The sequence below is a fragment of the Alistipes putredinis DSM 17216 genome, from assembly GCF_000154465.1.
Taxonomy (GTDB): domain Bacteria; phylum Bacteroidota; class Bacteroidia; order Bacteroidales; family Rikenellaceae; genus Alistipes; species Alistipes putredinis.
This window is the reverse complement of the sequence record NZ_DS499577.1, coordinates 1,044,558-1,065,935: the sequence shown is the minus strand read 5'-3', so window position 1 is coordinate 1,065,935 and position 21,378 is coordinate 1,044,558. Positions and strand designations below refer to the sequence as shown.

The following is a 21,378-nucleotide window of genomic DNA, read 5'->3' as shown; positions in this document are numbered from 1 at the left end:
TATGATGCTATTTGATTTGTTTCGCAATTATCTCAATGCTCTTGTAGGACGAAATCAGGAGTTTGAGAAGCTGTTGGCCGCCAAAGATATTTCGGCGGTCAAGGAGCGCATGGACAACCGTATGGATATGGCGATTGCCGCGCTCAAAGAGTATGAAGTAACCTCCCATGAAATCATGAAGCGGGAGGACAAGATCATTACCGACAAAAAGGGGAATTTCATCCGGCTCGAACCGGTATGGAAGCTGCCGATACCTTATCAGGTTTACATCAATGAAATCGCACTCGTATTCCTCTACGGCCGTCCGGTGAAATGGACGCAGCAATCCACAGGGACAGATCGGGCGTTCCAAAAATTTCAGGATGTTATCGAGCGCACTCACTTCAACAGCAAACTCCGCCAATGCAAACGCATCGCCGGATCGGAGACCGAAAGCGCGATGCTGTTCCGTGTTTTCCGCGATGCGAACGATGCGCCGGACGTTCAGATTCGAGTGCTTGCCAAAAGCAAGGGTGATGAGATTTACACGCGATGGGATCAGTACGAAAACCTGATCTCCATAGCTTGGGGCTACTATGTGCGGGAACAGGAAAACAGCCTCGTCTATCACTTCGACATCTATACCCCGAATATCATCTACCGATGCACGCGGAAGAGCATCGGATGGGAGGTCGTCGAGGAGGTGAATTTCATCGGCAAGATTCCGCTCATCCTCTTCCAGCAGGACAAGGAATGGAATGGCGTCGAAACGCTCATCCATCGTGAGGAGCTGATCGGCTCACGCACCGCTGATACAAACGACTATTTCGCCGATCCTATCGCCATCATGGCCGCCGACCTTATCAAGAACCTGCCGGAGAAGAAAGAGGCGGCGAAACTGCTCGTGACGAACGATTCCGAGGGCGTGGATAAGGCAGCGAAGTACCTGACATGGGATAGTGCGCCGGAAAGCAAGAAACAGGAAATCGAATGGTTGCAGAATCATATCCTTTCCAAGTCGTTCACCCCGAATATTTCGCTCGACACGCTAAAATCGTTGAGCAATCTATCGGGAAAGGCCCTGCGGACGGTGATGTTGCTTGCCGACATCAAGGCGGCCAAGCACAAGGAAACCCACGACGAGCTGTTATCCCGCACCTCTTCGCTCATCACGGCCATCATCGGCAACGTCCTCGATGTGCATCTGAAAACCGAGTGCGAGAATCTGAAAATCGGGCATGAGTTCCAAGAGCCGTTCGGGGACGACATCGCGGAAGCCCTCGAAAATATCATCAAGAGCCTCGACGGTGGCATCATGGCGACCGAAACCGGCGTAGAACTGAACCCGCTCGTCAAGGACAAGAAGCTCGAAATGGAGCGTCTGAAAGCCGAAGAGGAGGAGCGGGCGCAAAAGCAGCAACAGATATTCGGTGACATCGAGGGTGCAGGCCCGCAATCCGCATCGGACGGCGACGACCCCGACGATGATGAAAACGGAGATGAAGATGACCCGAAGAAAAAGCAGCAACAGAAGAAGTAGGTAGCAGATGGCAAAAAAAGCATATTCTCCCGACCCGAAAGCGGAAACCATCAAGCGCATTCAGCGCACAGAGGCTTACGCCGAGAAAGTGAGGCAGCTATTCGCCGCAACGGTGAATGAAATCCTCGCTCTCAATAAATCCGTGCCGACGCTGGACGAGGGGGTCATGTACTCTTTCGACGGGGATAATATGCGAATCCAAAAGAAAGTCGAGGCATTGCTCCGGCAACTGCATTCGACGACTACGACAGCTATCAAAAAGGGGATCACGCTCGAATGGGAAAAGGCCAACGACGCATGCGATAAACTCATTTCCTCATGTTTTGGGAAAGAGGTATTATCCAGTCCGGAGTTCAGCGCATGGAACAACCGCAATATGGCGGCGATGAATGCTTTCGCCAACCGAACGGAGAACGGCCTCAATCTCTCAAAACGGATATGGCAGTCGGTTCAGCAGCTCCGCGATGAAATGGAGATCGCCATGACCGTCGCCATCGGCGAGGGAGATTCGGCGCAATCCATATCCCGCAAAGTCCGGCAATACCTGAACGACCCCGACCTGATGTTCCGCCGTTTCCGCTTCAAGAAAGGCGAAGACGAGCAGGGCAAGCCTATCTACGGGCGGAAGTGGAAAAAGCGCATCAAGGACGAGAAAACGGGCAAATACCGATGGATCGACTACGACCGTAGCGACTACAAAACCGGATCGGGCGTTTACAAATCCTCGGCCAAGAATGCCATGCGCGTTGCGAGGTCAGAGACAAACATCGCCTACCGCCGCGCCGACAATGAGCGGTGGCAGCAGATGGATTTCGTCCTCGGTCAGCGCATCCAGCTATCGAAGAACCACCCCCGACCGGATATTTGCGATAAACTTCAAGGCGACTACCCAAAGGATTTCGTATTCGACGGATGGCATGCCCAATGTTTCTGCTTTGCAACGCCTATTTTGATGGACGAGGAGGAGATGGCGAAAGTTACGGCGGCATTCCTCAAAGGCGAGAAATACACCCCGCGAGGCAAGCAGATCACCGAATATCCGGCAAATTTCAAGCATTGGGTGCGAGACAATAAGGAGAATATCCTTGCATCCCGCAGTAGAGGCACGGAACCCTACTTTATTCGCAATAACTCTGCGGCGATTGATGAGATACTCAATCCGAAACCGAAAGAGCTTACAATCGCAGAAAAGGCGGCATTACGCCATGAGGCCCGAACGCCCGAACAGGAAGCGGCAATCCGTAATGCGTGGGCCGAACGGCAGAAGAAGCACCAGCAAATCAAGACGACGGCAAACAACATCGCCAAAATCGCCGGGGATTATGGCGAGGTCGATTATTCCGCCCTGCAAAAGTACATCGACGCAGGCGATCTATCGGCCATGCAGACCGAGACCAAGAAAGTCGCGCAGGCCATCCTCGCCGCCAAGAAAGCGGAGCAGGCTCTCGCCGACATTATCCCCAATGTTCACTCGTGGCATCAGCAATTCACGATGGCAGAACTGCAAGGGGTATATGATGCCGTCAAATCGAAGATCGAGGGTTGGTCGGGTCTATCCCTCGAACAGCAGGCGAAAAAGCTGCATTTCGAGGCTTATGACTTCCTCGGCGGCAATATGAAAGGTGTTCAACAGAAGTATGCGACATGGAAGGTATCGCAGGAGGCGTACATCAAAAAATTGGATGCAGTCAATTACAAGATAGCGATCAAGCAGGCAACCGAAGAACTCGACGCCGTTAAACAATGGTCGGCAGAACATCCGAAGAGCCTCAATGTTGCAAAACTCCTCTCCGATGCAGAGCAGGCAGTCAATAGCAATGCCGAATTGTCGATTATCAAGTCCAAAACCTCACTCGCCGTCGCAGAATATCAAAAACGATTGGCGGAACAGGCTCGGCGCGATGCGAAGAAAGGTGCAACGATGAAAGCCTCTACCCTGCCGAGTATCAGCAAGGAGGAAATAGATAGGCTTCTCGCCTTGTACGAATCAGAAATGGTCGATGATGCAGATAACCGGCTGCGTCAATACACGGAGCGGATTTGGGCGACGCTGACAAAGGAGGAGCGGATCATATTGACGAAATATACGCAGACTTACAGCTATCTAAATGAGCCTCTGCGCGGTATATCGTATTATGGAGCGCGTGCCCGCGAAGAGTTCGAGCACGATCTGCCGATATTGACGAGAGCGATTGAAAAATTCGCCATGCCTCAAAATACGGTCGTAAGACGAGGCGTAAGCAATTTCACGATTGATTCTCTCGGATACGACCTCGGAAACCTGAAAAAAGGCGATGTTTTTGTCGATAAAGGATTCCTATCTACCGCCGTGCATCGGCATAAAGGTTTCTCCGAATCGTACAACTTGGTTATCGTAGTCCCCAAAGGGGCCAAAGGCGTATATGCGGAGCCTTTTTCCCACTACACGGATTATCACAAATTCGATTATGACGATGGCGTGATATGGGACGGAAAATCTGTCGAAAAGATCAACTCCGAAATGGAATGGATCGGGCAACGAGGCTGTCAATTCAAAGTCCTCAAAAAACAAGGAAAGACGATCTATTTGCAGATGATCGGACAGTTGCAATGATAAAGGGAGCGTTTATTGCGCTCCCTTAACCGTAATACTGCTTATAAAATTTCTTGAACGGTTCGACGCAATCTGCCAACGAGGACATATTGCCTTGTGCATACCGATTGAAAAGGAGCGATTTCAAAGTAATCGGCACTCCATCGGCATTCTCAAAATCCGATAACCCGACCGCGACATATTCATCGAGATTTCGACTTTCAGAGACATTCGCATCGCCTCTTGCGATGACCGCCATAGTATCGTGAATCCATGCCCGCTCGTACATCCAAAGCATTGCCTTGTTTTGTTCCTTGCCCTCGTATGGGTTCTTCCGCTCGCCTTTATAATAGCGGCAATATTGCAATAAATCAGATTCTTTCATCGGTAGGTTGCATTAAATTTCCGAATGACGTTCTGCATATCTTCCGGCAAATAGCTCATCGCGGTCTGAATCATAGCAGGATCAACCACGAAATAAGCCTCGGCAAGCGATCCGACGATGGCTCCGAGCGTATCGCTGTCGCCGCCGTAGAGAATGGCCTTGCGGATTGCATCTTCGAAAGACCGGCTCTCTTTTACAATATGAAAGGCCAGCGGCACGCATCCCTGACATGTCTCGTCAAACTTGCCGCGAGGCGGGAGATGCCTTTCCCAATCCTCGCCGTAATACTGACACATCACGCTTTCGCATATCTCCATCGTATTATCCCAAAATTGATTTTTTAGATAATAGATCACAAGAGCCGTTACCATCGCTCCGATAATTCCCTCCGTATGGTCGTGCGAAATTTTCGCGGTTTCGATAGCCTGCCGAATAACATCCCGCTCCGAGCGAAAAGCCCACGCAACAGGGCTTACACGCATCGCTGCGCCATTGCCGAAGCTGTTATACGGCTGGGGGTCGGGAGAAGTAATCCAACGAGCAAAAGAACCGCCGTATGCCCCCATCGGATTAGGATATTTTCTACACCAACGCAAAATACTCGATTTGTAGTCCTCCCCTTTGAGTATCGCATCGGCTACCGCCACCGTGCAGATCGTGTCGTCGGTAAAATCGCATTGTTTGGTGAATAATGCAAAGTTTCCGCCTTTCGCATTATTGAACTCGAATCGAGAGCCTACTATGTCGCCAATTATCGCACCTATCATATCAAAAATTTTTAGAATCTATCACTTCGTCTATGTCCAGCACCCCGTCGGCATCCTCTTTCATCGAGTGTAGGTAGATATAGCCATACCGATAAAATGAAACTTTTTCCAGCTTTTCACGATACATAGCCTCCGCTTTCGCCCTATCGACAAAATACAGATGCGTAATGAGATCGTATGAATCCGCAACATAGGTCAGCCGATATACCATGCTATCCATCGCACTCCGATTTTAATGACCGTCCTCTCGTCTTGCGCTGGATTTGCCCGATGCGGATGAGGACTTTCTTGTTCTCGTATTCGCTTCTGCCCCTCGTCGCATTCGTGAGGGACTTGTATGTGATGCCGACCGCCCCGATAGGAACGGTATCGTAGATCGCTTTCAGGGAACCGAAGTAGAAGTCGGTTTCGCCGTTGTACGGCTCCTTGAACTGCAAATGCACTATCTTCTTTGCTTCCATAATCCAATACTTGTGCAAATTTACCGCTTTTCCGGCGTTCTGCCACGCTTTCGCGCAAGAATCGATCAATCTACCGACCCGACCGCAGATATTCGAAAATTGGCGGCATTTTCATTTTTCTTTTTTCGCGGAACTTTTTTCTTTTTCAAAGGATGAATTTACGAGGGTCTTGCCCGATGGTTGATCCTATAATTTTGCATCGAAAAAACTTCCCCTCTATCTTTTTAATATATCTATATATTCTTATCTTCTGTGCAGGGATCGTTGCACCCGTCGTTGCAGGGGTCGTTGCTGTACCCATTGCACCCCGTCGATATATAAGACCGATATTCAGGACAATACCCGCATCAAACATCGTTGCACCCTATTTGTGGATAAAATACTCTATCGCCGAATGCACGAGGATAAAATGCGTGGCGGTCTGCCTGCATTGATCCGCCCACGGATTGTATAGGTTCAAAGCCAACGCACGATACAACTCCGGAATTTCGCTTTTGACGCGCGATACCAGCATCCTATAACTGACCCTCCTTGCACCTTTCATAAGGGCCTCCCATTTTGAAGACGGGAGACCCTCGCACGTTGCATCGAGATACATGGCTAAATTCCGAATTGCTCCGACAAGAACCCGACCATCGCCCTGTTCTGCGGCAAAAGGGCCGGAATATCCATCGTATCGGCTTTATACAACTCCGTTGCGCCGTTGTATAAATCCCATACCGTGACCTTGCCGTTCTGATAGTAGCGATACATCATATCCTCGGTAAGCCGCGAGATTTGCGACTGATTGAGCGGATAGGTGCGGTTCTCCCTGATTTCTGCGATATGAGTATCGCATTTAACGCGGAGGGCGGTCAGCATCCCGATCAACGTAAACATCTGCTGCGCGTCGATAGGGATTTGCTTCATCCGCTCGATCTTCTCCCGCTCGGTAACGACGATTCGGCGGGCATCGACGATCCATGACTTCACGATGTCGAGGATTTCGGGAATCGTTACGCCATTGCCCCGTCCCTGTCCTTTCTCCGAATAGGTCGAGATATATTGATCCGCGCAGAGCATACATTGGTTGTGGCAGATCATCACCATATTGCCGAATCCGACCTGTATTCCTTTCTGATGAAATGCGACGGCAAGATTGGTCGTATGATCTGCATCATCGAAATTCGTGATGCGAATGTTGGCGAATACCCGACGGAGGATATGCGCTTCGACGGCCCGCTCTCCGTATTGGGCCTCTACCTGCGGCAAGAGGACGACACCCGGAGTATTGCGGTCTTTATTCTGCGCTGCAAAGAGGTCGTAAACCTCGACATCATAATTCTGCGCGTTGCACATGCCGATAATCTGATTCAGCAAATCATAGTGGTAAATGCCCCGTAGCGGCTTGCCGTAGATGTCGTTCTCCTTGTGGGTTCGCGCCAGTTGATCGAGGGAGAGGGTCTGCACCTTTGCTTTCTCGAAGTCGAAAAATTTGTTGTTCAATGTCGTTTCCATAATGCGTTGAATTTTAATTTATAATCGTTCAATAGTCTTTGCTACTTCCTCACCCCAATACCCGACGATAAGGTCATAGGCTTCTTTATCACCATCCCATGCGATCATGCACTCGTGGTTATTGTATTCGTAGAAATAAACCTCCTGCGGATCGCATTCTTTCGGGATAGCCGCCCGGCTATCGTCGTAGAACTTGAAGAATGCCGCAAGTCCGTCCTTTGTACCGAAAGCTCCCGTGTCCTTATCTTGGCATATTTTATCGCCGTCTTTGATGTGTCCGAGTTCTACCAAATGCTTGTATCCCTCGGCGAACTGTTCTCTGCTAAAAGCGAAGAAAACCCCGCATTTATCAGCATCGGGATGCTCGTTCTTGATCGCCTTGTAGCGGTCGATAGTTTGGGCGTTCAGCATTACAACACCCCCGTCGTAATTACCCCAATCCCGATAGTATCGGAGTTCGCCCCGCGTGGTCTTGACCGTCTTAATATCTTTCTCTTCCATATCTGTTGCGTTGATTATTATTCGTCGATTCTGTCCTCCATGAGCGTAAAGCAGGATTTCGGAGGACGCCGTTTGAATTTTCCCCATGCCTTGCGCCGGGCCTCGGCCGCCGTTTTGGCTTTGACCGTATAGGACTGCGACCACGTCATATCGACCGTAACCTCGTAGGTTCTTGCCGTCTTTTTCGTTGCCATGATCCTACTGCTTTTGAGAGAGCCATAAATCCCGCTTTGCGCGGCAGCTATCGAGGGATACCCCGACGCAGGAGAAAAGCTCGCCGCTCTCCGTGCGGTAGTCGTATTGCCATCTTTTGACCGTTTTCCGGCCGATTTTGGCCGTGAAACTTGTGTAGTTCTCTCGCCCCGGCTGGCAGACGGAACACCCGTTTACGTTGATTGAATTTGCCATTGTTGAGTTGAATTTTTAAGGTTTGCGATTATTGCTCGGCCTCGAAATCATCGACGATCTCGAATGCGTCGGTTTTGAGGGCCGTGTCCGGTTCCCCGTCGAACTCGTTGTTGTTCTTCGTGCAGAGCCTCATATTCTGATGCGAATAGTCCAAACTTATATCCACGACATACGTCCCTTTCTGCGTTTGGAATACCTCCCGATCCCATGAATCGAATCCTACATGCTTGATTTTGATCTTTTCCATACTTGCGATTATTTGAGATTATTTTTCAACCAAACCCTATCGACCTCCCACAAGGGCAGGCCCTTGATGATTTTCCGACGGATCACCTCTTTCATGCCAATCAAATCGGCCGCTTTGATATGGAGGGTAATGTCGCCGAATTTCTGCGCTCTTTCGAGGAGGAAGTCCGCCATTTGGGACTTCCATTCATGCAGGCTTTCCGCCTTGGCCTGTCTTGCTTTATCCATGATTATGCGTTGATTAGGTTCATTATCTGTTCGAGCTTTCTTTCGAGAGCGTATCGCTTTTCGCACTCTTCCGCATATTTCTTGTAAAACTCATCGTGCTTGGCCTTTTCCGCGTAATACTTATCCTGATAGGACGTTGCGAGTTCTACCTGCCGATCATAGCTCTCTTTTTGCACTCTGATCTTTTTCTTCAATTCGGCGATTTCGATCACCATTGACCGGGAAAGATCGAGATGCCCTTTCTTGGTGGCGAATGGTTTGCAGAACTCGTCCTTGTCCTTATCCGAGGACATATACACCCCGTTCCATACCTCAAAAATTCCGTCCGATACATTCAAGCCAACTCTTTCGGTAAACTCTTCTCGTGTCATAGCCTATTATAAATTTTGGTCGTTATTTATTACTTATTAAGTATCTGTTTGATGATGCAAATATATAGCCAACTATTATAGTAAGCAACTTTTTTCGCAGAAAAAATGCGCTCAAAATCAGCCAAAAACGTGTATTTACGGATAACTATATCATAACCACACAGATAATTTTTGTTGAAATTTTAGATACCTAATAGATATTTTTCATTACCTTTGTCCGTAACGATACGTTTTAACAATTTTTTTCGACTATGAAAAAGAAATTTCGCAAGCTCTTATCCGAAAAATGCAAGGATATGGGACTGACTGACAAGGCACTCGACGACCTCGTAGAGATCGGGGCGGAGGGTCTTGCCGACGATGCCTCGGACGAAGACATCGCCGCGAAAGTGGATTCGCTCGTGCCCTATGCAAAGGCAATGCAGGGGGAGATCACGAGGAAGACGCAACGTCCGAAACCGCAATCAAAGAAACCGCAATCCAACGACGAGGGCGAAGATGAGGGCGGAAACGATGATGAGGCCCCCGAATGGTTCAAGCCTTTCCAAAAGAAGTTGACCGATCTCGAAACCGAGAACGCCGCTCTCAAAGCGGAAAAGGCAAAAACTACGCGACAGGCCGAAATCTCGGCAAAGGCTAAAAAGCTCGGAATTCCCGACTACCTGATGAAGCGAGTCTCATTCGCAGAAGATGCAGACCTCGATAAGGAGTTGGCGGATTACAAGCAGGAGTTAGTCACCAACAACCTCATGCCCAAGGAGCAGGCGCATGAAACGGGAAGTAGCAAGGAGGCTATGGAAGCTGCCGCCAAAGCTTGGGCCGAAAGTCTTCCCAACAAGTAACAGCTCCGTATCATTCACCCCTTAAAATTGATTGCAACAATGGCTATTGATTTCAAGAAAACGCAGCTATCGGGCCACACGCCCGAAATTTGGCGCGGCGAGTGCAAGATTCTGCCGGGCGGCTTCAAGCCGGTGCAGAACTTCCCCGTCGGAACGGTGTTGCATCGGGGAACTCCTATCCATGTCGATTTCGAGGCGATGAGTGCCGCCGTTTGCAAGACCGCCAAGGTTCTCGCAGGAGGCACGACCACCGCGCCCCGCATCGCCAAAGGTCATTACTTCGTCGCAGGCGACGTGGTGATGAAACTCGGAGTAACCGACAAATCCCCGATCATCAAGTCCATCGACACGGCCAATGCCGAGTACGATGTTCTTACGTTCGCATCCGCCATCGCAGGGCTGGCCGAGGGCGACATCCTCGTTGAAGCATCGGCAGCAGCGGCCGCCGAGGGCGACAATGAAGCCGTCCCCGCCGCACCTCTCTACACGCCGAACATGGTTGTCGGCGCGGTCAAGGAGTTCACCGGAAAGGGCCTCCCGACGATTGATGCCGCATACGAGGCGGTAGTCCTCTATCCGAGCCTGAACTTCCCGCTGCTGGAAGACTGGCTCATCAATCCCGGCAAGGTCTGCCTCAAAGCAAACCCGAACATTCTGTTCATTAAACAGTAACGATCATGCCCGAAATTCTTTATAGTTCAATCTTTGGCGCATTGACGCAGCACGTACAGGCTCGCTTCGATGCCGCCTCGAAACTACACAAGCAGCTTTTCGACAACGTAATCTTCGAGCGTTTCCTCGACTGGGACACCCCGACTATCGGCCTCGACTTCGAGGAGATCATCGGTCAGTACAACATCACGGTAGCCGCACCGACCATCGGCGACCAGTCGAAAGAGGCTATCCTCGGTACTGAGGGACTGGAAACCGTGAAAGAGCGCATCCTCAATCATGCCGTAACGCTGCCGATGACGATTCAGGACTATCGTAAGGTTCTGCAAATCCTCGACAGCAAGTCGCTCCCCGACAAGGCAAAGACGGAGCAGCTCATCAAACTGATGTGGGGCAGTTCGACGACGGTCGTAAGTTCCGTTCTCGCAAAGCTCGACATCCTGTTCCTGCGCCCGCTCTCGAACGAGGGTATCGTCGAACTCGACGACAACATCAACCCCGAAGGTGGCGTGCGCGGCACGATCAACTTCAACCAGCCCGCCGAGAATATCGCGTCGTCCAAAACCCCGTGGACGGATGCCAATCTCGACACGGTGGACTGCTTCGAGGACGTGCAGGGCATCATCGACGCCGCACAGGACAAAACCGTATTCGGCAAAATCCTCTGCGCTCCGTCGCGCATCTCCTACATGTGCCGCAGCAAGAAGATCAAGCAGATGATCTGGGGAACCGACAAATCTGCGAAGATCGTGCAACTGAAAGACCTGAACGCCTATATGCAGGAGAACAGCTACCCTGTTTTCGAGCCTATCCGCCGTCAGGTTCGCATTCAGAAAGGCAAACTCCGCGTCCCCTATACGCCGTGGAACGAGAAGAACATGGTTTTCATTCCCGACGGCAAGCTCGGCATCGTCAAAAACGCATGGGCGAACAACGAGCTGAAACAGGAGGCCGGAGTAGCGTACTCCAACTACGGGCGTATCCGCGTCTCGCAATGGGGCGTGGGCGAAACGCAGGGTAGCAACGGCGTTGAGTTCACCAAGGCCGAATCGCTCTCGTTGCCCGTAATTACGGAAATGAACGGCATCTACACCCTCAAAACGCAGCAGTAGCCGTGGATAACCTTACCGCAACGAGGAGTTTGTGCAATGCGATAGCAAACACATTCTATCCTGATAACGCGACCATCGAATTTGCGCTCTTCAACGAGGGCATCGACGCAAAGGCCGAGGCGACCCCGAAAGACCCTATGATCTTTCGGGTTGCCGCCCGCCTTGTCATCGGATATGTCGAAAACAGCCGCTCCGAGAACGGCGTATCGACCTCCGTAATGAGCGAGGAAGCCCTCAAACAGAGCCTTTCGATTTGGTGCGGCTATTATGGTCTCAATGCGGATGAGGTTCTTTCCGACTATATGCGCGTGATCGAGGACGGCACGCATCTATGGTGATATGAGATACAACGGCACATTGCGCTACGAGATACTCACCGAGGGCGGTATCGACGAATGGGGCGAGCCTATCAAGGCACAATCCGCATGGAGCGAGGCTATCCCCTGCTCCATCAAGACCAACAGCGATAACCGCAAAGGGCGTTACGAAGACGGCGAATTTCGGCAGGCTTCGTTTACGATCCTTGTTGAGTGCATCCCTTTCCCCTACAATCGGGTGAAACTCGAAAGGATGGGCGAAAATCTCGGCGAATACCGCGTGATGAACGCCGAACCTCTCACCACCGTAGGCAGAACTCAAATCGTGGTGTGATATGGCGAAAGTCGCTACCTCGCACGGCAAATACAAGGGCGTCATCGTCAGCAAAACGGACATGCGCAAGCTGAAAGCCGGATTGCAGGCCAAGATGAAAGACATCGTCGCCTTGCTCGTGAAGCAACTCTCTTTCATCGGGGAGGAGTGCATACGAATCGCCCGCGAGAGTGGCAGCTACAACGATATTACCGGCAATTTGAGGTCATCAATAGGCTATGTGGTGCTTGTGGACGGGAAGCCCGTCGTGACGGGAGCCTCGAAGCAATACAGCGGCAAGGATGGCAACGGCGAAGCCGGCCCGCCCGCCGCCGAAGCATTGCTCCAAAGTCTGCAAGCGAAATTTCCGTGGGGCGTGGTTCTGATCGTCTGCGCAGGCATGAAATACGCCGCGTATGTCGAAGCAGTCCACCACAAGGACGTTCTCACCTCCGCCGAGTTGAAAGCCGAATCGCTTGCCAAGAAATTACTCAACGGTCTAATCGAATAGCGAGATGATAAAAACGGAGATGCAGATTGAGCGGGATTTCTATTCTTTCGTCAAGAATAGCGACCTCGGAAAGGCCATCAAAGGAAAGGTTTACCGACCCGAAATGCGCCCTGCCAATGCCACGACGGAGGATTTGATCGTCAAGTTCCTCGCAGGACTTGATGAACAGGTACAAACGGGCGTGGTGATCTTCAATCTCTATGTCCCCGATATACCTCATGCCGACGGCCGGATGGTTCCCGACAAGAACCGCATCGGCAAGTTGGAGGAGCTGCTTCTCGCATTCGTAGAAACCGCAGGTGGTACGGAATACTGGCTCGAAACCGATACGACACCGACGACGATGCGCAACGAGGAAATAGAGCAGCATTTCATATACGCAAGAATCAAGTTTAACCGCATAACAGAATAGGATTATGGCAAAGAAAATCATCATGTCGTGGTCGAAGTGCAAAATCGAAGTCGGCAAGACCGGCGACGACGAGGCGATGGCCGCCACTCTGACCGATGTAGGGACGATCAACGACAAATCGACGACGCTTGCCACCGAGGACGGCGAAACGCTGACCGCAACGGCAACGGGCGGGATCGTGGTTGCCGAAGAGGAGGGCGAGCCGGTCGTTACCCTGACGACCCGCGTCAAGGAGATGGACTTCGACAAGGAAAAGATGTTCAACGGGGCAGAGGTCTCGGAGGACGGCGACGAGCTGACCGTCAAGACCAACGTCGTATCGGACGACTTTTCCGTGAAGCTCACGCCCAAGAATATCGGTGCTATCGGCATCAAGATTCGTCGGTCGCATGTTTCGTTCCGACCGGGCAGCTCCGAGGAGGAAGGATCGTATGTCGATCTCACGTTCAAGGTGCTCGCCTGCTCCGACGGGGAGCTTTACAAGAAGTTCCGCGTCAAGGCCGCAGACTGGGCCGCGCAAGCAGGGGCATAACATCGCAAGATGCTGACAAGCGGAAAGACGCCCTTTGCGGTTGGAGGAGAAACCGCAATCCGGAGGGTTGGCAGAGTGGCTGAATGCACCTCACCGCTAACGAGGCAAGCCGTCAGGCTTCGGAGGTTCGAATCCTCCACCCTCCGCAATTTTATTCAGAATATGGAACAGACTACTATCGAAAGCCGCGTCGCATCGGCCATACTCGAAAGAAATGTAGGGAATATCGAGATTGAGGGTGTCACCTACGAAATAGCGCCGCCGTCTATCGCAACGCTCATCGTCGTTTCGGAGTTCATCGCCTCCCTCCCGATTGTGGAGAAAGTGGAGAAAACCGAGATCGTAAATTCCGTACTGCATCATGCGCGGTTTTTCCGGCCTCTCGGCGACATCGCGGCGACGCTTATCCTCGGAGCGAAGAGCCTCACCGAGGAGCGCGTCGTCGTGCAGGAGAAACGCTATTTGTTCGGTCTCATCAAGCGCAAGAGCAAGAAGAAAATCAAGATCGACAAACGGGCGGAACTCGCCAAAGCCATTTTAGAGAACGTCCGTCCGACGGTTCTGTTCAACGTCGTCGTACAACGGCTTCAAGACATGGAGATCAGCAGTTTTTTCGCCATTACCACTTCCCTGTCAGAGGCGAATATCCTCAAACCGACAAAGGAAGTGGTAAAAGGCTGAACGACAGCATTTGGGCTACCGTTCTCGGAATCGCAAGAACGCTCGGAGTAACAGAGAAATACGCTTTATACGACATCAGTTATGTAAACGCGATCATGTATAGCCGTGCAATGCCGATGCCCGGCGACAAAGGCGAGAACGGCAACGCGCCGCTTTACGATGGCAGTAAAGACGCGAATAACCCTGAAAATTTCACGGATTTCACAGATGACGAGGAGATTGTAAGAATATGAAAAACGACGACGGCGCATTAAGTTTCGGCACGGCGATAGATATGTCCGGCTTCGATGCCGGCATCGAGCAGATCGAGGGGAAAGTCGCTGGATTGACCTCCAATGTTGAAGTTGAGACTTCCAAAATCTCTCAACTGCTCGCCAACGTCCCGACCTTGAATATCGAAGTCGTCACAAATGCGTCGCAATCCCTTTCCACCATCGACACCGCATACGCCGAACTCGACCGAGTGATTGACACCAACCGCTCGTCCGTATTGGCGTTGGAGGAGCAATATCGGCAGCTCGGCTCCGAAATCTCGAATCTCGGACGGCAGGCCGCAACTCCCGCTATTCAGGCCGAATACGATGCCCTCAAACAGCAGCAGACGGCGATCAAGGAGAATATAGCGTTACGCAAGAAAATCGTTACCGAGGCCGAGAAAGTCGGCGACGAACTCTATCAGACCGAACAGCGGTTGAAGAAAGAGGCCGCGGCCGCCGAAAAGAGTGCCAACAGCCAAGTATCGCTCCGCACCCGATTGAGGCAATTACGGGAAGAACTCGTAATGATGGAGGCATCGGGACAGCGCGGCACGGCACAGTATCGCGCCTTGCAGGAAGAGGCGGGAAAACTCACCGACGCATGGGCCGACGCCACGGCGCAGGCAACGATCCTCGCCCATGACCAGCGCGGTATGCAGGGTCTTATTTCGGGACTTTCAGGTGTCGCAGGGGCTTTCTCCGTAGCACAGGGCACGATGTCGCTTTTCGCGGGCGAGAATGAGGATTTGCAAAAGATCATGGTCAAGGTGCAATCCCTCATGGCTATTACCATCGGATTGCAGCAGATACAGCAAACCCTCAATAAAGATTCGGCATTCACCCTCGTTACCTTGAATGGTCTCAAAGAGTGGTGGAACAAGCTCACGGGACAGAGTGCCGTCGAGCAGGCCGCCGAAACCGCCGCGACCGAGATCAATACCGCAGCACAGGTAGCCAATGCAACGGCGACGGCCGCCGATACTGCGGCGCAGACGGCCAATAATACAGCTACCGCAGGAGGGACGGCCGCACAAGTGGCGAATACCGCATCGACAACGGCACAGACTGCCGCGACGACCGCCGGAACCGTCGCTACAAAAGCCATGTCCGTAGCAATGAAAGGTCTGCGGGCCGCGCTCATTTCTACCGGCATCGGAGCATTGGTCGTTCTTTTGGGGTCGCTCGTGAATTGGCTGATGAAAGCGTTTGAGGCGTCATCGAAAGCCGATAAGAAATTCGAGGAGCAGCAAGAAATCCTCAAAGCAGGCAACGAAGCCTACATCAAGGCTTCTATGGAGATCGAGAACTACAAAAACAAACTCGAAAGCTTCAAGGGGACAAAAGCGCAGGAGAAAGAAGTTGTCAAAGAGCTGAACTCCAAATACGGGGAGGCAATGGGTTACTATAAAACCCTTGCCGAATGGAAAACCGTCTTAAAGCAAAAGGGCGAGAAGTATTGCGAAATGCTCATGCTCGAAGCACAGGCGCAAGCTCTTTTGACAAAAACGACCGAAGCATATATCAAGCTCCAAGAGGTCAGAGCAAAGGCCGAAAACGGCGATTTCAACAAGTGGTGGCGTGGAAAGCGCGGAGATAATCGTGCAGCGCAAAAGGCCATAAATGAAGCGCAGGAAGAATACGAAAACTGGAAAAAACAATGGGGAGAGATACAGGAAAAAGCATCTCAGTTCAAAAAAGATAACGACCTCGATTTCCATATCGACCCGTCCAAAGACAAGTTCGACCCGAAAAAGGCGGCTCTCACGCAAAAGAAATCCATCGAGGAATGGAAGAAAGCGGTCAAGCAGTATATCAAGGATGCGCATAGCGAGATAGCCGACTATACGATTGAGGCGATGGCAGAGGGACAGTCCAAAGAACTCAATCAGATAGAACTCGATACCGTCCGCAAGCGTAATGCGTGGCGTCAGCAGTTGCGCCAACTCGCCAAGGTTAGGCAGGATGCCGAGAAGCAATATTACATGTCGCAGAAAGGCGCGACGGAGGTCAAATGGGCCAATTCCAAGCGCGGCAAGATGACTATCGACGATTACGTCAAGGAGTTACTCCAAGACCCTAAAATCGCCGAGGAGTTCAATCGCGTATTAACGGCCATCACAGAGCAGGGAGAGCGGGAAAAGGCCGAAATCCGCAGGAAATACACCGACGCGCTGATTGACGAATACGGCACGGTCGAGCAGAGGATCGAGAAACTCAATCGGGAGTGGGCGAAGAAACTATCCACTATGCCGACCGAATACCTGCACAACGCGATTAAGCAGATGAACGCCGAGTTTGCCGCATTGGAATCTGCGGATTTCAAAAAGTCGATCAACTGGGAGAGCGTATTCGGCGACCTCGGAAAACAGTCGTTATCGACCTTGCAATACAACCTCGACAAGATCAAGGCTTATTTCGCCTCGAACAAGGATTCGATGGGCGCAACCGAGATCAAGGACTATCAAGAAGCGATTACCAAGATGGAGGAGGAAATCGCCTCTCGAAACCCCTTTGTCGCCCTGCACAAGTCGATCAAGGACATAGGCAACGCCAAAACGGAGTTCGTCGCCGCATTGCAGGCATGGCACGACGCGCAGGATGGGATCACGACCGCGCAGCGGGAATACAACGAAGCTCTCGCCGTCGAGCAGGCCCTCCGCGAGCAGATTGATTTGGGTACTCTCACGGAGGACAGCGATAAGTACCGCGAAGCCGAAGAAAACCTGAAATTGGCGAAATTCCGCGTTGCCGAAGCGACGGAGCGCAACTCGCAGGCTGAACAGCGGGCATTATCCGCACGTAATAATATCACCGTTTCCTACAAGAATTTCGCAACGCAACTGCGGGCTGTCGGAGGCGTGATTTCCGGGATCGGCGGCCAAGCGCAGAACCTCGCGGCGATATTCTCCGATGATGTCGCAAATGGTATCGGCAAGGCCCTCGATACTATTGACGCGGTATTGGATGCCGCATCGACTGTCATGGATGCCATCGGAGATGTCGGCAAAGGCGTCGCCGAGGGCGTAGAAGCTACCGTTGATGCAACGGCACAGGGTGCAACGGCCGCAGCAGCAGCCGGAGCCGCCTCTATATCAACCATCGAGAAAGCATCGGTTATCCTCGCCGTTATTTCGGCGGCTTTGCAGGTCGCTACGGCCATCGCCAACCTCTTCAACGATGACGATTCCAAGCAGAAAGAAATCGAGAACCTGCAACGCCGCATCGACCAACTGCAATGGGAACTCGACAATGCCGATACCGTCCGCTTGCAGAATAATGTCGGGGATGCCGTGCAGAAATTGAGGGACATCTACGCCGAAACCACGCAGGAGGTATTGCGTCTGCATCTCACATCACAGCAGTACGGCAACTCATGGACACGGATGATCGCCCGGATGCGCTACGATAGCGAGGTATATGAGAAATCCATCGAGAAGATTGCCGATGCGTATGCAAAGGTAGCCTATACCGCCGATAAAGCCCTCGGAGGGAAGAGATACGACGAAAGCCGCAAGCAGCTCGAAAACCTTGCAGAGCAGCAGATACTCATTCAGAAACAGATCAATGAGGAGCAAAGCAAGAAAAAGACCGATCACGGCAAGATCGAGGAGTGGCAGCGACAGATTCAGGAGATCGCCGAAGAGATGGCTACCATCATCAACGAGATGCTGGAAGACATCATCGGCTATACCGCCGCCGACCTTGCCTCGGAACTCGGAGATGCTTTCTTCGAAGCGGCCAAGCAGGGAGAGGATGCGATGGAGGCATGGCGCAAAAAGGTCAATGATATTGTCGCCGATGTTCTGCAAAGGATGCTCGTACAGAAGTATTTGGAAGAGCGTATCGGAGGCATTTTCGACAGATACAAAAAAGAATGGTTCGGCAATGACGGCTCGTTCAAAGGCATCGACGCCGTGATCGGTTCGATGAATGGATTTGCCGGAGAACTCAATCAGGTCGGAGAAGAGTTCAACGCGATCTATCAAGGTCTGTCCGATAGCCTTAAAAATTATTTCACGGGAGATGCCGAGCGCGAGGGAATGAGCAAGGGGATCGCCACCGCGTCGCAGGATAGCGTCGATGAGAACAACGCCCGCCTGACGACCATTCAGGGGCATACCTATACCCTCGTACAAGGCATGAATGACCTGAATCGCACGAGCAATGCCGTCCTCGACAAACTGACGGGCATTGAGAAGAATACCTCCGAGGCCAACGACAAGCTCGATAGGGTCGATAAGAATATCAAGGACATCAAAAACACGGTTGATGATATTGACCGGAAAGGATTAAAACTCCGCAGCTAAATGAAAGAACTCATCAGACGAATACAGAGGGAATGGAGGGCGGCCAAAGATGCCGCCCAAGCCCAATGCGCCGATAGCGGGCAGTATGAAATGGCCGCAAAACTCGAAGCCTGCGACATGTTCAAAGGCGACGAGACATTGGAAGAGTTGATCGGGCTGATGTTCTCCCCGCGAGGGGTCGAATTTATGACGGCCTACAACTTCCCCAACATCGCCACATTCAGACGATTCAAGAAGTACCACCCGGAGCGATACGGGGTATATATCGACAGTGGCGAAATCTCGCTTTTGGAGGCTCGGAAAGTCTTTTTGATAGGAGATACCACCGCCGAGCTGAAATACCGCGAAACCGCCGGAAATCGGCTATTCCTAATGTGCGGAGCAAAAGCCTCCGTCGCGGCATCGGGATATGCGGTCGTCAAGGTCGAAAAGGATAAGGATTCCGAGGTGAGTTACATCGTTCAGGACAACGCGAAAATCCTATGGTAGGCAAGCTGTTCATAGACGGACTGGATGCGTTCAGCGAATACGGCATCTTCGTAGAGCAGTACGGGTACAAGGCACTCGTACAGATGCCGTCATTCAAAAAACTGAATAGCACCGAATGGCCCGAATATGACGGCGAGGAAACAGATCTCTCTAATCCGATCCTCGACAGCAAGACATTCTCGATACCGTTTTGCATCACCGATATTTTGAGCGCGAGCGATCTGTTCGAGGTGCTTTCCGATGGGGCATATCATATCTTCGACTTCGCCGAACTCGGCAAGTCCTACAAACTGCGGCTTCTGACCAATCCCGCATTGTCCGCCAAAATCCAGCTCGGAAAAATCACGCTGAATTTCGCCGATGACTTTCCGCCCGTCTATCCGACCGATGAGACGGACATCGAGAGCCTGAACGAGTACAATACGCTGCTGAATCAAGCTCCCTATGCAACAGCCCCGACGGGCTTCAAGCAAAACGGCTACGAGATGGATGATGTCGATTTTTCCCGCTTCGGGGTCTATGTCCTCGACGGCACGGATCGGAATATTCAGAAAGCCCCGAATGTCCGCGAGAATCTGAAAATTGATGTAACCAATCGGCCCGGAGTGGACTATGACGGAGAATCGGTTTTCTACAAGGCGAAAGACGTTGCGATGAAGCTCTTTATCTATGCCGATAGCATCGCTCAATTTTGGGAACGCTGGTATGCGCTTTTCACCGCCCTGCTGAAACCCGAATTACGCAAATTATACAACGACAACACTTTGGAGGAGTATAATTGCTACTACAAGAGCAATACGGTAACGCGATTCGATATTCGCCGCAACGGGCGGGTGTGGTGCGAGTTCACCGTAACCCTGACCTTTCCCGATTCGCGGCCCGACGGTAATTACTGCGTATTGGCGACCGAGGATAAGGATGTCGTGATAACCGAGCCGGAAGAGGGCCTCATCGTATTTAGAATTTAACTCTACAAGGATATGATAAAGAAGAAAATATCGGAACTCCCCGAATGCACCTCATTCAAAGGGCTGTGGACTATCGGCGTCGATATATTCAACAAGAGCGTCAAGGTGTCGCTCGAATATATCCAGTCGGTCGTCGAGGGGATGAAGTCGGCGACGAAAAATGCGACCGATGCCACCAGCGCGGCAAACTCCGCAGCGCAGACGGCCGATAATGCCGCGCAAAGGGCGCAGGCTGCTACGACCGCCGCCAATACCGCGACGACGAATGCCAATAATGCCACCGCCGCCGCGATTGAGGCGAAAGAGGATTGCGAGGAGGTGATCGCCGCCGCTGCGGAATTGGAGCCGCTGAACCTCGTACCTACGGCGATGACGGTAGAATACCCCTCGCGCCTGCTGGTCGGCAATATGGCGGAGAATTTCATCCGCGCGACGCTCGCTCCGGCAAGTGTTAAGCCGAATGTGCTGTTCCTCGGCGATGACAAAGCCGTATCGGTAACTCCCGACGGGCGTATCACGATCCTCGCCGCCGGGATTAGCATCATCCATGTCATCCCGACCTGTAACGTAGCCCTCTACAAGACGATTCAGATCAAAGTTTCGGAGCCTACGGTCAGATTGGTAACGCTCTCGTCGATCCGCCTCACGGCAAACGGTAATTTCAGGTTCAATTAAAAACAACATCAAGCTATGGCAAGACAAGGTTACATCAGCGAATTTATGAATGGCGGGCGCATCCTCTCGCATGGCAAGATCGAGAACCTCGCAGACGGTTTCAGCCTGCCGAATGACGCGCTGTTCTCGATCTACATCAGGCCCAAATACAGCAGCTCCACCGTGGACGCCGTATTGAGCGTGAAATGCTATCAGGACGACGAATTTTCCGACGCTCCGGTAGTGCTCAACGATTGGTCGCCGATGGCGATCAAGGCCATCGCACCGAATGCGGATTTTCTCAACACTCACGACCTCTATTGGGGAGCTGGGACTTACGTCGAAAAGGTATGATC

The 21,378-nt window shown here is 51.8% G+C and carries 27 protein-coding genes and 1 tRNA gene; 17 read left to right on the top strand and 11 right to left on the bottom strand.

What is annotated here, in order from left to right:
- The first annotated feature begins 1 nt into the window (after position 1).
- On the top strand, positions 2–1,519 hold the full coding sequence (locus ALIPUT_RS05235; RefSeq protein ID WP_004328707.1) for a phage portal protein: 1,518 nt from the start codon (positions 2–4) through the stop codon (positions 1,517–1,519).
- Positions 1,520–1,526: 7 nt separating this feature from the next.
- Entirely contained in the window at positions 1,527–4,112 is a 2,586-nt protein-coding gene (locus ALIPUT_RS05230; protein WP_004328703.1) for a hypothetical protein, read from the top strand.
- A gap of 25 nt (positions 4,113–4,137) precedes the next feature.
- On the opposite strand, the gene ALIPUT_RS05225 is transcribed toward ALIPUT_RS05230, so the two are convergent.
- From ALIPUT_RS05225 to ALIPUT_RS05170, 11 genes are all read right to left on the bottom strand, one after another.
- Positions 4,138–4,476, bottom strand: a complete 339-nt coding sequence (locus tag ALIPUT_RS05225) for a hypothetical protein (protein ID WP_004328702.1) — start codon at positions 4,474–4,476, stop codon at positions 4,138–4,140.
- Positions 4,473–5,243 (bottom strand): ADP-ribosylglycohydrolase family protein, encoded by a 771-nt coding sequence (locus ALIPUT_RS05220; RefSeq protein ID WP_004328701.1) that lies wholly within the window; start codon positions 5,241–5,243, stop codon positions 4,473–4,475. The genes ALIPUT_RS05225 and ALIPUT_RS05220 overlap by 4 nt, the downstream gene beginning before the upstream one ends.
- A 1-nt stretch (position 5,244) precedes the next feature.
- Entirely contained in the window at positions 5,245–5,463 is a 219-nt protein-coding gene (locus tag ALIPUT_RS05215) for a hypothetical protein (protein ID WP_004328700.1), read from the bottom strand.
- A complete protein-coding gene (locus ALIPUT_RS05210; RefSeq protein WP_040293474.1) occupies positions 5,456–5,704 on the bottom strand; it encodes a hypothetical protein in 249 nt (82 codons plus the stop codon). The genes ALIPUT_RS05215 and ALIPUT_RS05210 overlap by 8 nt, the downstream gene beginning before the upstream one ends.
- Positions 5,705–6,304: 600 nt before the next feature.
- Positions 6,305–7,201 carry a hypothetical protein gene (locus tag ALIPUT_RS05195; RefSeq protein ID WP_004328695.1) on the bottom strand — a complete coding sequence of 299 codons (897 nt, stop codon included), beginning with the start codon at positions 7,199–7,201 and terminating at the stop codon, positions 6,305–6,307.
- Between the two features lie 18 nt (positions 7,202–7,219).
- Positions 7,220–7,702, bottom strand: coding sequence for a DUF7659 family protein (locus ALIPUT_RS05190; RefSeq protein ID WP_004328694.1), 483 nt, complete (start codon positions 7,700–7,702; stop codon positions 7,220–7,222).
- Positions 7,703–7,719: 17 nt separating this feature from the next.
- Positions 7,720–7,896: a hypothetical protein gene (locus ALIPUT_RS13010; protein ID WP_004328693.1), complete on the bottom strand. Its 177-nt coding sequence runs from the start codon at positions 7,894–7,896 to the stop codon at positions 7,720–7,722.
- A 4-nt stretch (positions 7,897–7,900) separates the two neighbouring features.
- Entirely contained in the window at positions 7,901–8,110 is a 210-nt protein-coding gene (locus ALIPUT_RS05185; protein ID WP_004328692.1) for a DUF3873 family protein, read from the bottom strand.
- 28 nt (positions 8,111–8,138) lie between these two features.
- Positions 8,139–8,357 carry a hypothetical protein gene (locus tag ALIPUT_RS05180; protein ID WP_004328691.1) on the bottom strand — a complete coding sequence of 73 codons (219 nt, stop codon included), beginning with the start codon at positions 8,355–8,357 and terminating at the stop codon, positions 8,139–8,141.
- 8 nt (positions 8,358–8,365) lie between these two features.
- Positions 8,366–8,584 (bottom strand): hypothetical protein, encoded by a 219-nt coding sequence (locus ALIPUT_RS05175; protein WP_004328690.1) that lies wholly within the window; start codon positions 8,582–8,584, stop codon positions 8,366–8,368.
- 2 nt (positions 8,585–8,586) lie between these two features.
- Positions 8,587–8,955: a hypothetical protein gene (locus ALIPUT_RS05170; protein ID WP_004328689.1), complete on the bottom strand. Its 369-nt coding sequence runs from the start codon at positions 8,953–8,955 to the stop codon at positions 8,587–8,589.
- A gap of 251 nt (positions 8,956–9,206) precedes the next feature.
- On the opposite strand from ALIPUT_RS05170, the gene ALIPUT_RS05165 reads away from it, so the two are divergent.
- The 15 genes from ALIPUT_RS05165 to ALIPUT_RS05090 all read left to right on the top strand — a co-directional run bounded on the left by ALIPUT_RS05165 (position 9,207) and on the right by ALIPUT_RS05090 (position 21,376).
- Positions 9,207–9,797: a hypothetical protein gene (locus ALIPUT_RS05165; protein ID WP_004328688.1), complete on the top strand. Its 591-nt coding sequence runs from the start codon at positions 9,207–9,209 to the stop codon at positions 9,795–9,797.
- Between the two features lie 39 nt (positions 9,798–9,836).
- Complete coding sequence (locus ALIPUT_RS05160; protein ID WP_004328687.1) at positions 9,837–10,469, top strand: hypothetical protein; 633 nt, start codon at positions 9,837–9,839, stop codon at positions 10,467–10,469.
- A 5-nt stretch (positions 10,470–10,474) separates the two neighbouring features.
- Entirely contained in the window at positions 10,475–11,581 is a 1,107-nt protein-coding gene (locus ALIPUT_RS05155) for a major capsid protein (RefSeq protein WP_004328686.1), read from the top strand.
- A gap of 2 nt (positions 11,582–11,583) precedes the next feature.
- Positions 11,584–11,919 (top strand): hypothetical protein, encoded by a 336-nt coding sequence (locus ALIPUT_RS05150; protein WP_004328685.1) that lies wholly within the window; start codon positions 11,584–11,586, stop codon positions 11,917–11,919.
- Position 11,920: 1 nt separating this feature from the next.
- Positions 11,921–12,232, top strand: coding sequence for a hypothetical protein (locus ALIPUT_RS05145; RefSeq protein ID WP_004328684.1), 312 nt, complete (start codon positions 11,921–11,923; stop codon positions 12,230–12,232).
- Between the two features lies 1 nt (position 12,233).
- Positions 12,234–12,722, top strand: coding sequence for a hypothetical protein (locus ALIPUT_RS05140; RefSeq protein ID WP_004328683.1), 489 nt, complete (start codon positions 12,234–12,236; stop codon positions 12,720–12,722).
- Positions 12,723–12,726: 4 nt separating this feature from the next.
- On the top strand, positions 12,727–13,134 hold the full coding sequence (locus ALIPUT_RS05135; RefSeq protein WP_004328682.1) for a hypothetical protein: 408 nt from the start codon (positions 12,727–12,729) through the stop codon (positions 13,132–13,134).
- A 4-nt stretch (positions 13,135–13,138) separates the two neighbouring features.
- Positions 13,139–13,666 carry a hypothetical protein gene (locus tag ALIPUT_RS05130; protein ID WP_004328681.1) on the top strand — a complete coding sequence of 176 codons (528 nt, stop codon included), beginning with the start codon at positions 13,139–13,141 and terminating at the stop codon, positions 13,664–13,666.
- A gap of 61 nt (positions 13,667–13,727) precedes the next feature.
- Positions 13,728–13,812: transfer RNA gene (locus tag ALIPUT_RS05125), tRNA-Ser, on the top strand.
- A 16-nt stretch (positions 13,813–13,828) separates the two neighbouring features.
- On the top strand, positions 13,829–14,347 hold the full coding sequence (locus ALIPUT_RS05120; protein WP_040293228.1) for a hypothetical protein: 519 nt from the start codon (positions 13,829–13,831) through the stop codon (positions 14,345–14,347).
- A 229-nt stretch (positions 14,348–14,576) separates the two neighbouring features.
- The gene (locus ALIPUT_RS05110; RefSeq protein WP_004328679.1) at positions 14,577–18,911 is read left to right on the top strand and encodes a hypothetical protein; all 4,335 of its coding nucleotides are present in this window, start codon (positions 14,577–14,579) and stop codon (positions 18,909–18,911) included.
- Positions 18,912–19,400, top strand: a complete 489-nt coding sequence (locus ALIPUT_RS05105) for a hypothetical protein (RefSeq protein WP_004328678.1) — start codon at positions 18,912–18,914, stop codon at positions 19,398–19,400.
- A complete protein-coding gene (locus ALIPUT_RS05100) occupies positions 19,394–20,368 on the top strand; it encodes a hypothetical protein (protein WP_004328677.1) in 975 nt (324 codons plus the stop codon). The genes ALIPUT_RS05105 and ALIPUT_RS05100 overlap by 7 nt, the downstream gene beginning before the upstream one ends.
- Positions 20,369–20,380: 12 nt before the next feature.
- A complete protein-coding gene (locus tag ALIPUT_RS05095; RefSeq protein ID WP_004328676.1) occupies positions 20,381–21,043 on the top strand; it encodes a hypothetical protein in 663 nt (220 codons plus the stop codon).
- A 15-nt stretch (positions 21,044–21,058) separates the two neighbouring features.
- Positions 21,059–21,376: a hypothetical protein gene (locus tag ALIPUT_RS05090; RefSeq protein ID WP_004328675.1), complete on the top strand. Its 318-nt coding sequence runs from the start codon at positions 21,059–21,061 to the stop codon at positions 21,374–21,376.
- The last annotated feature ends 2 nt before the right edge of the window (positions 21,377–21,378 follow it).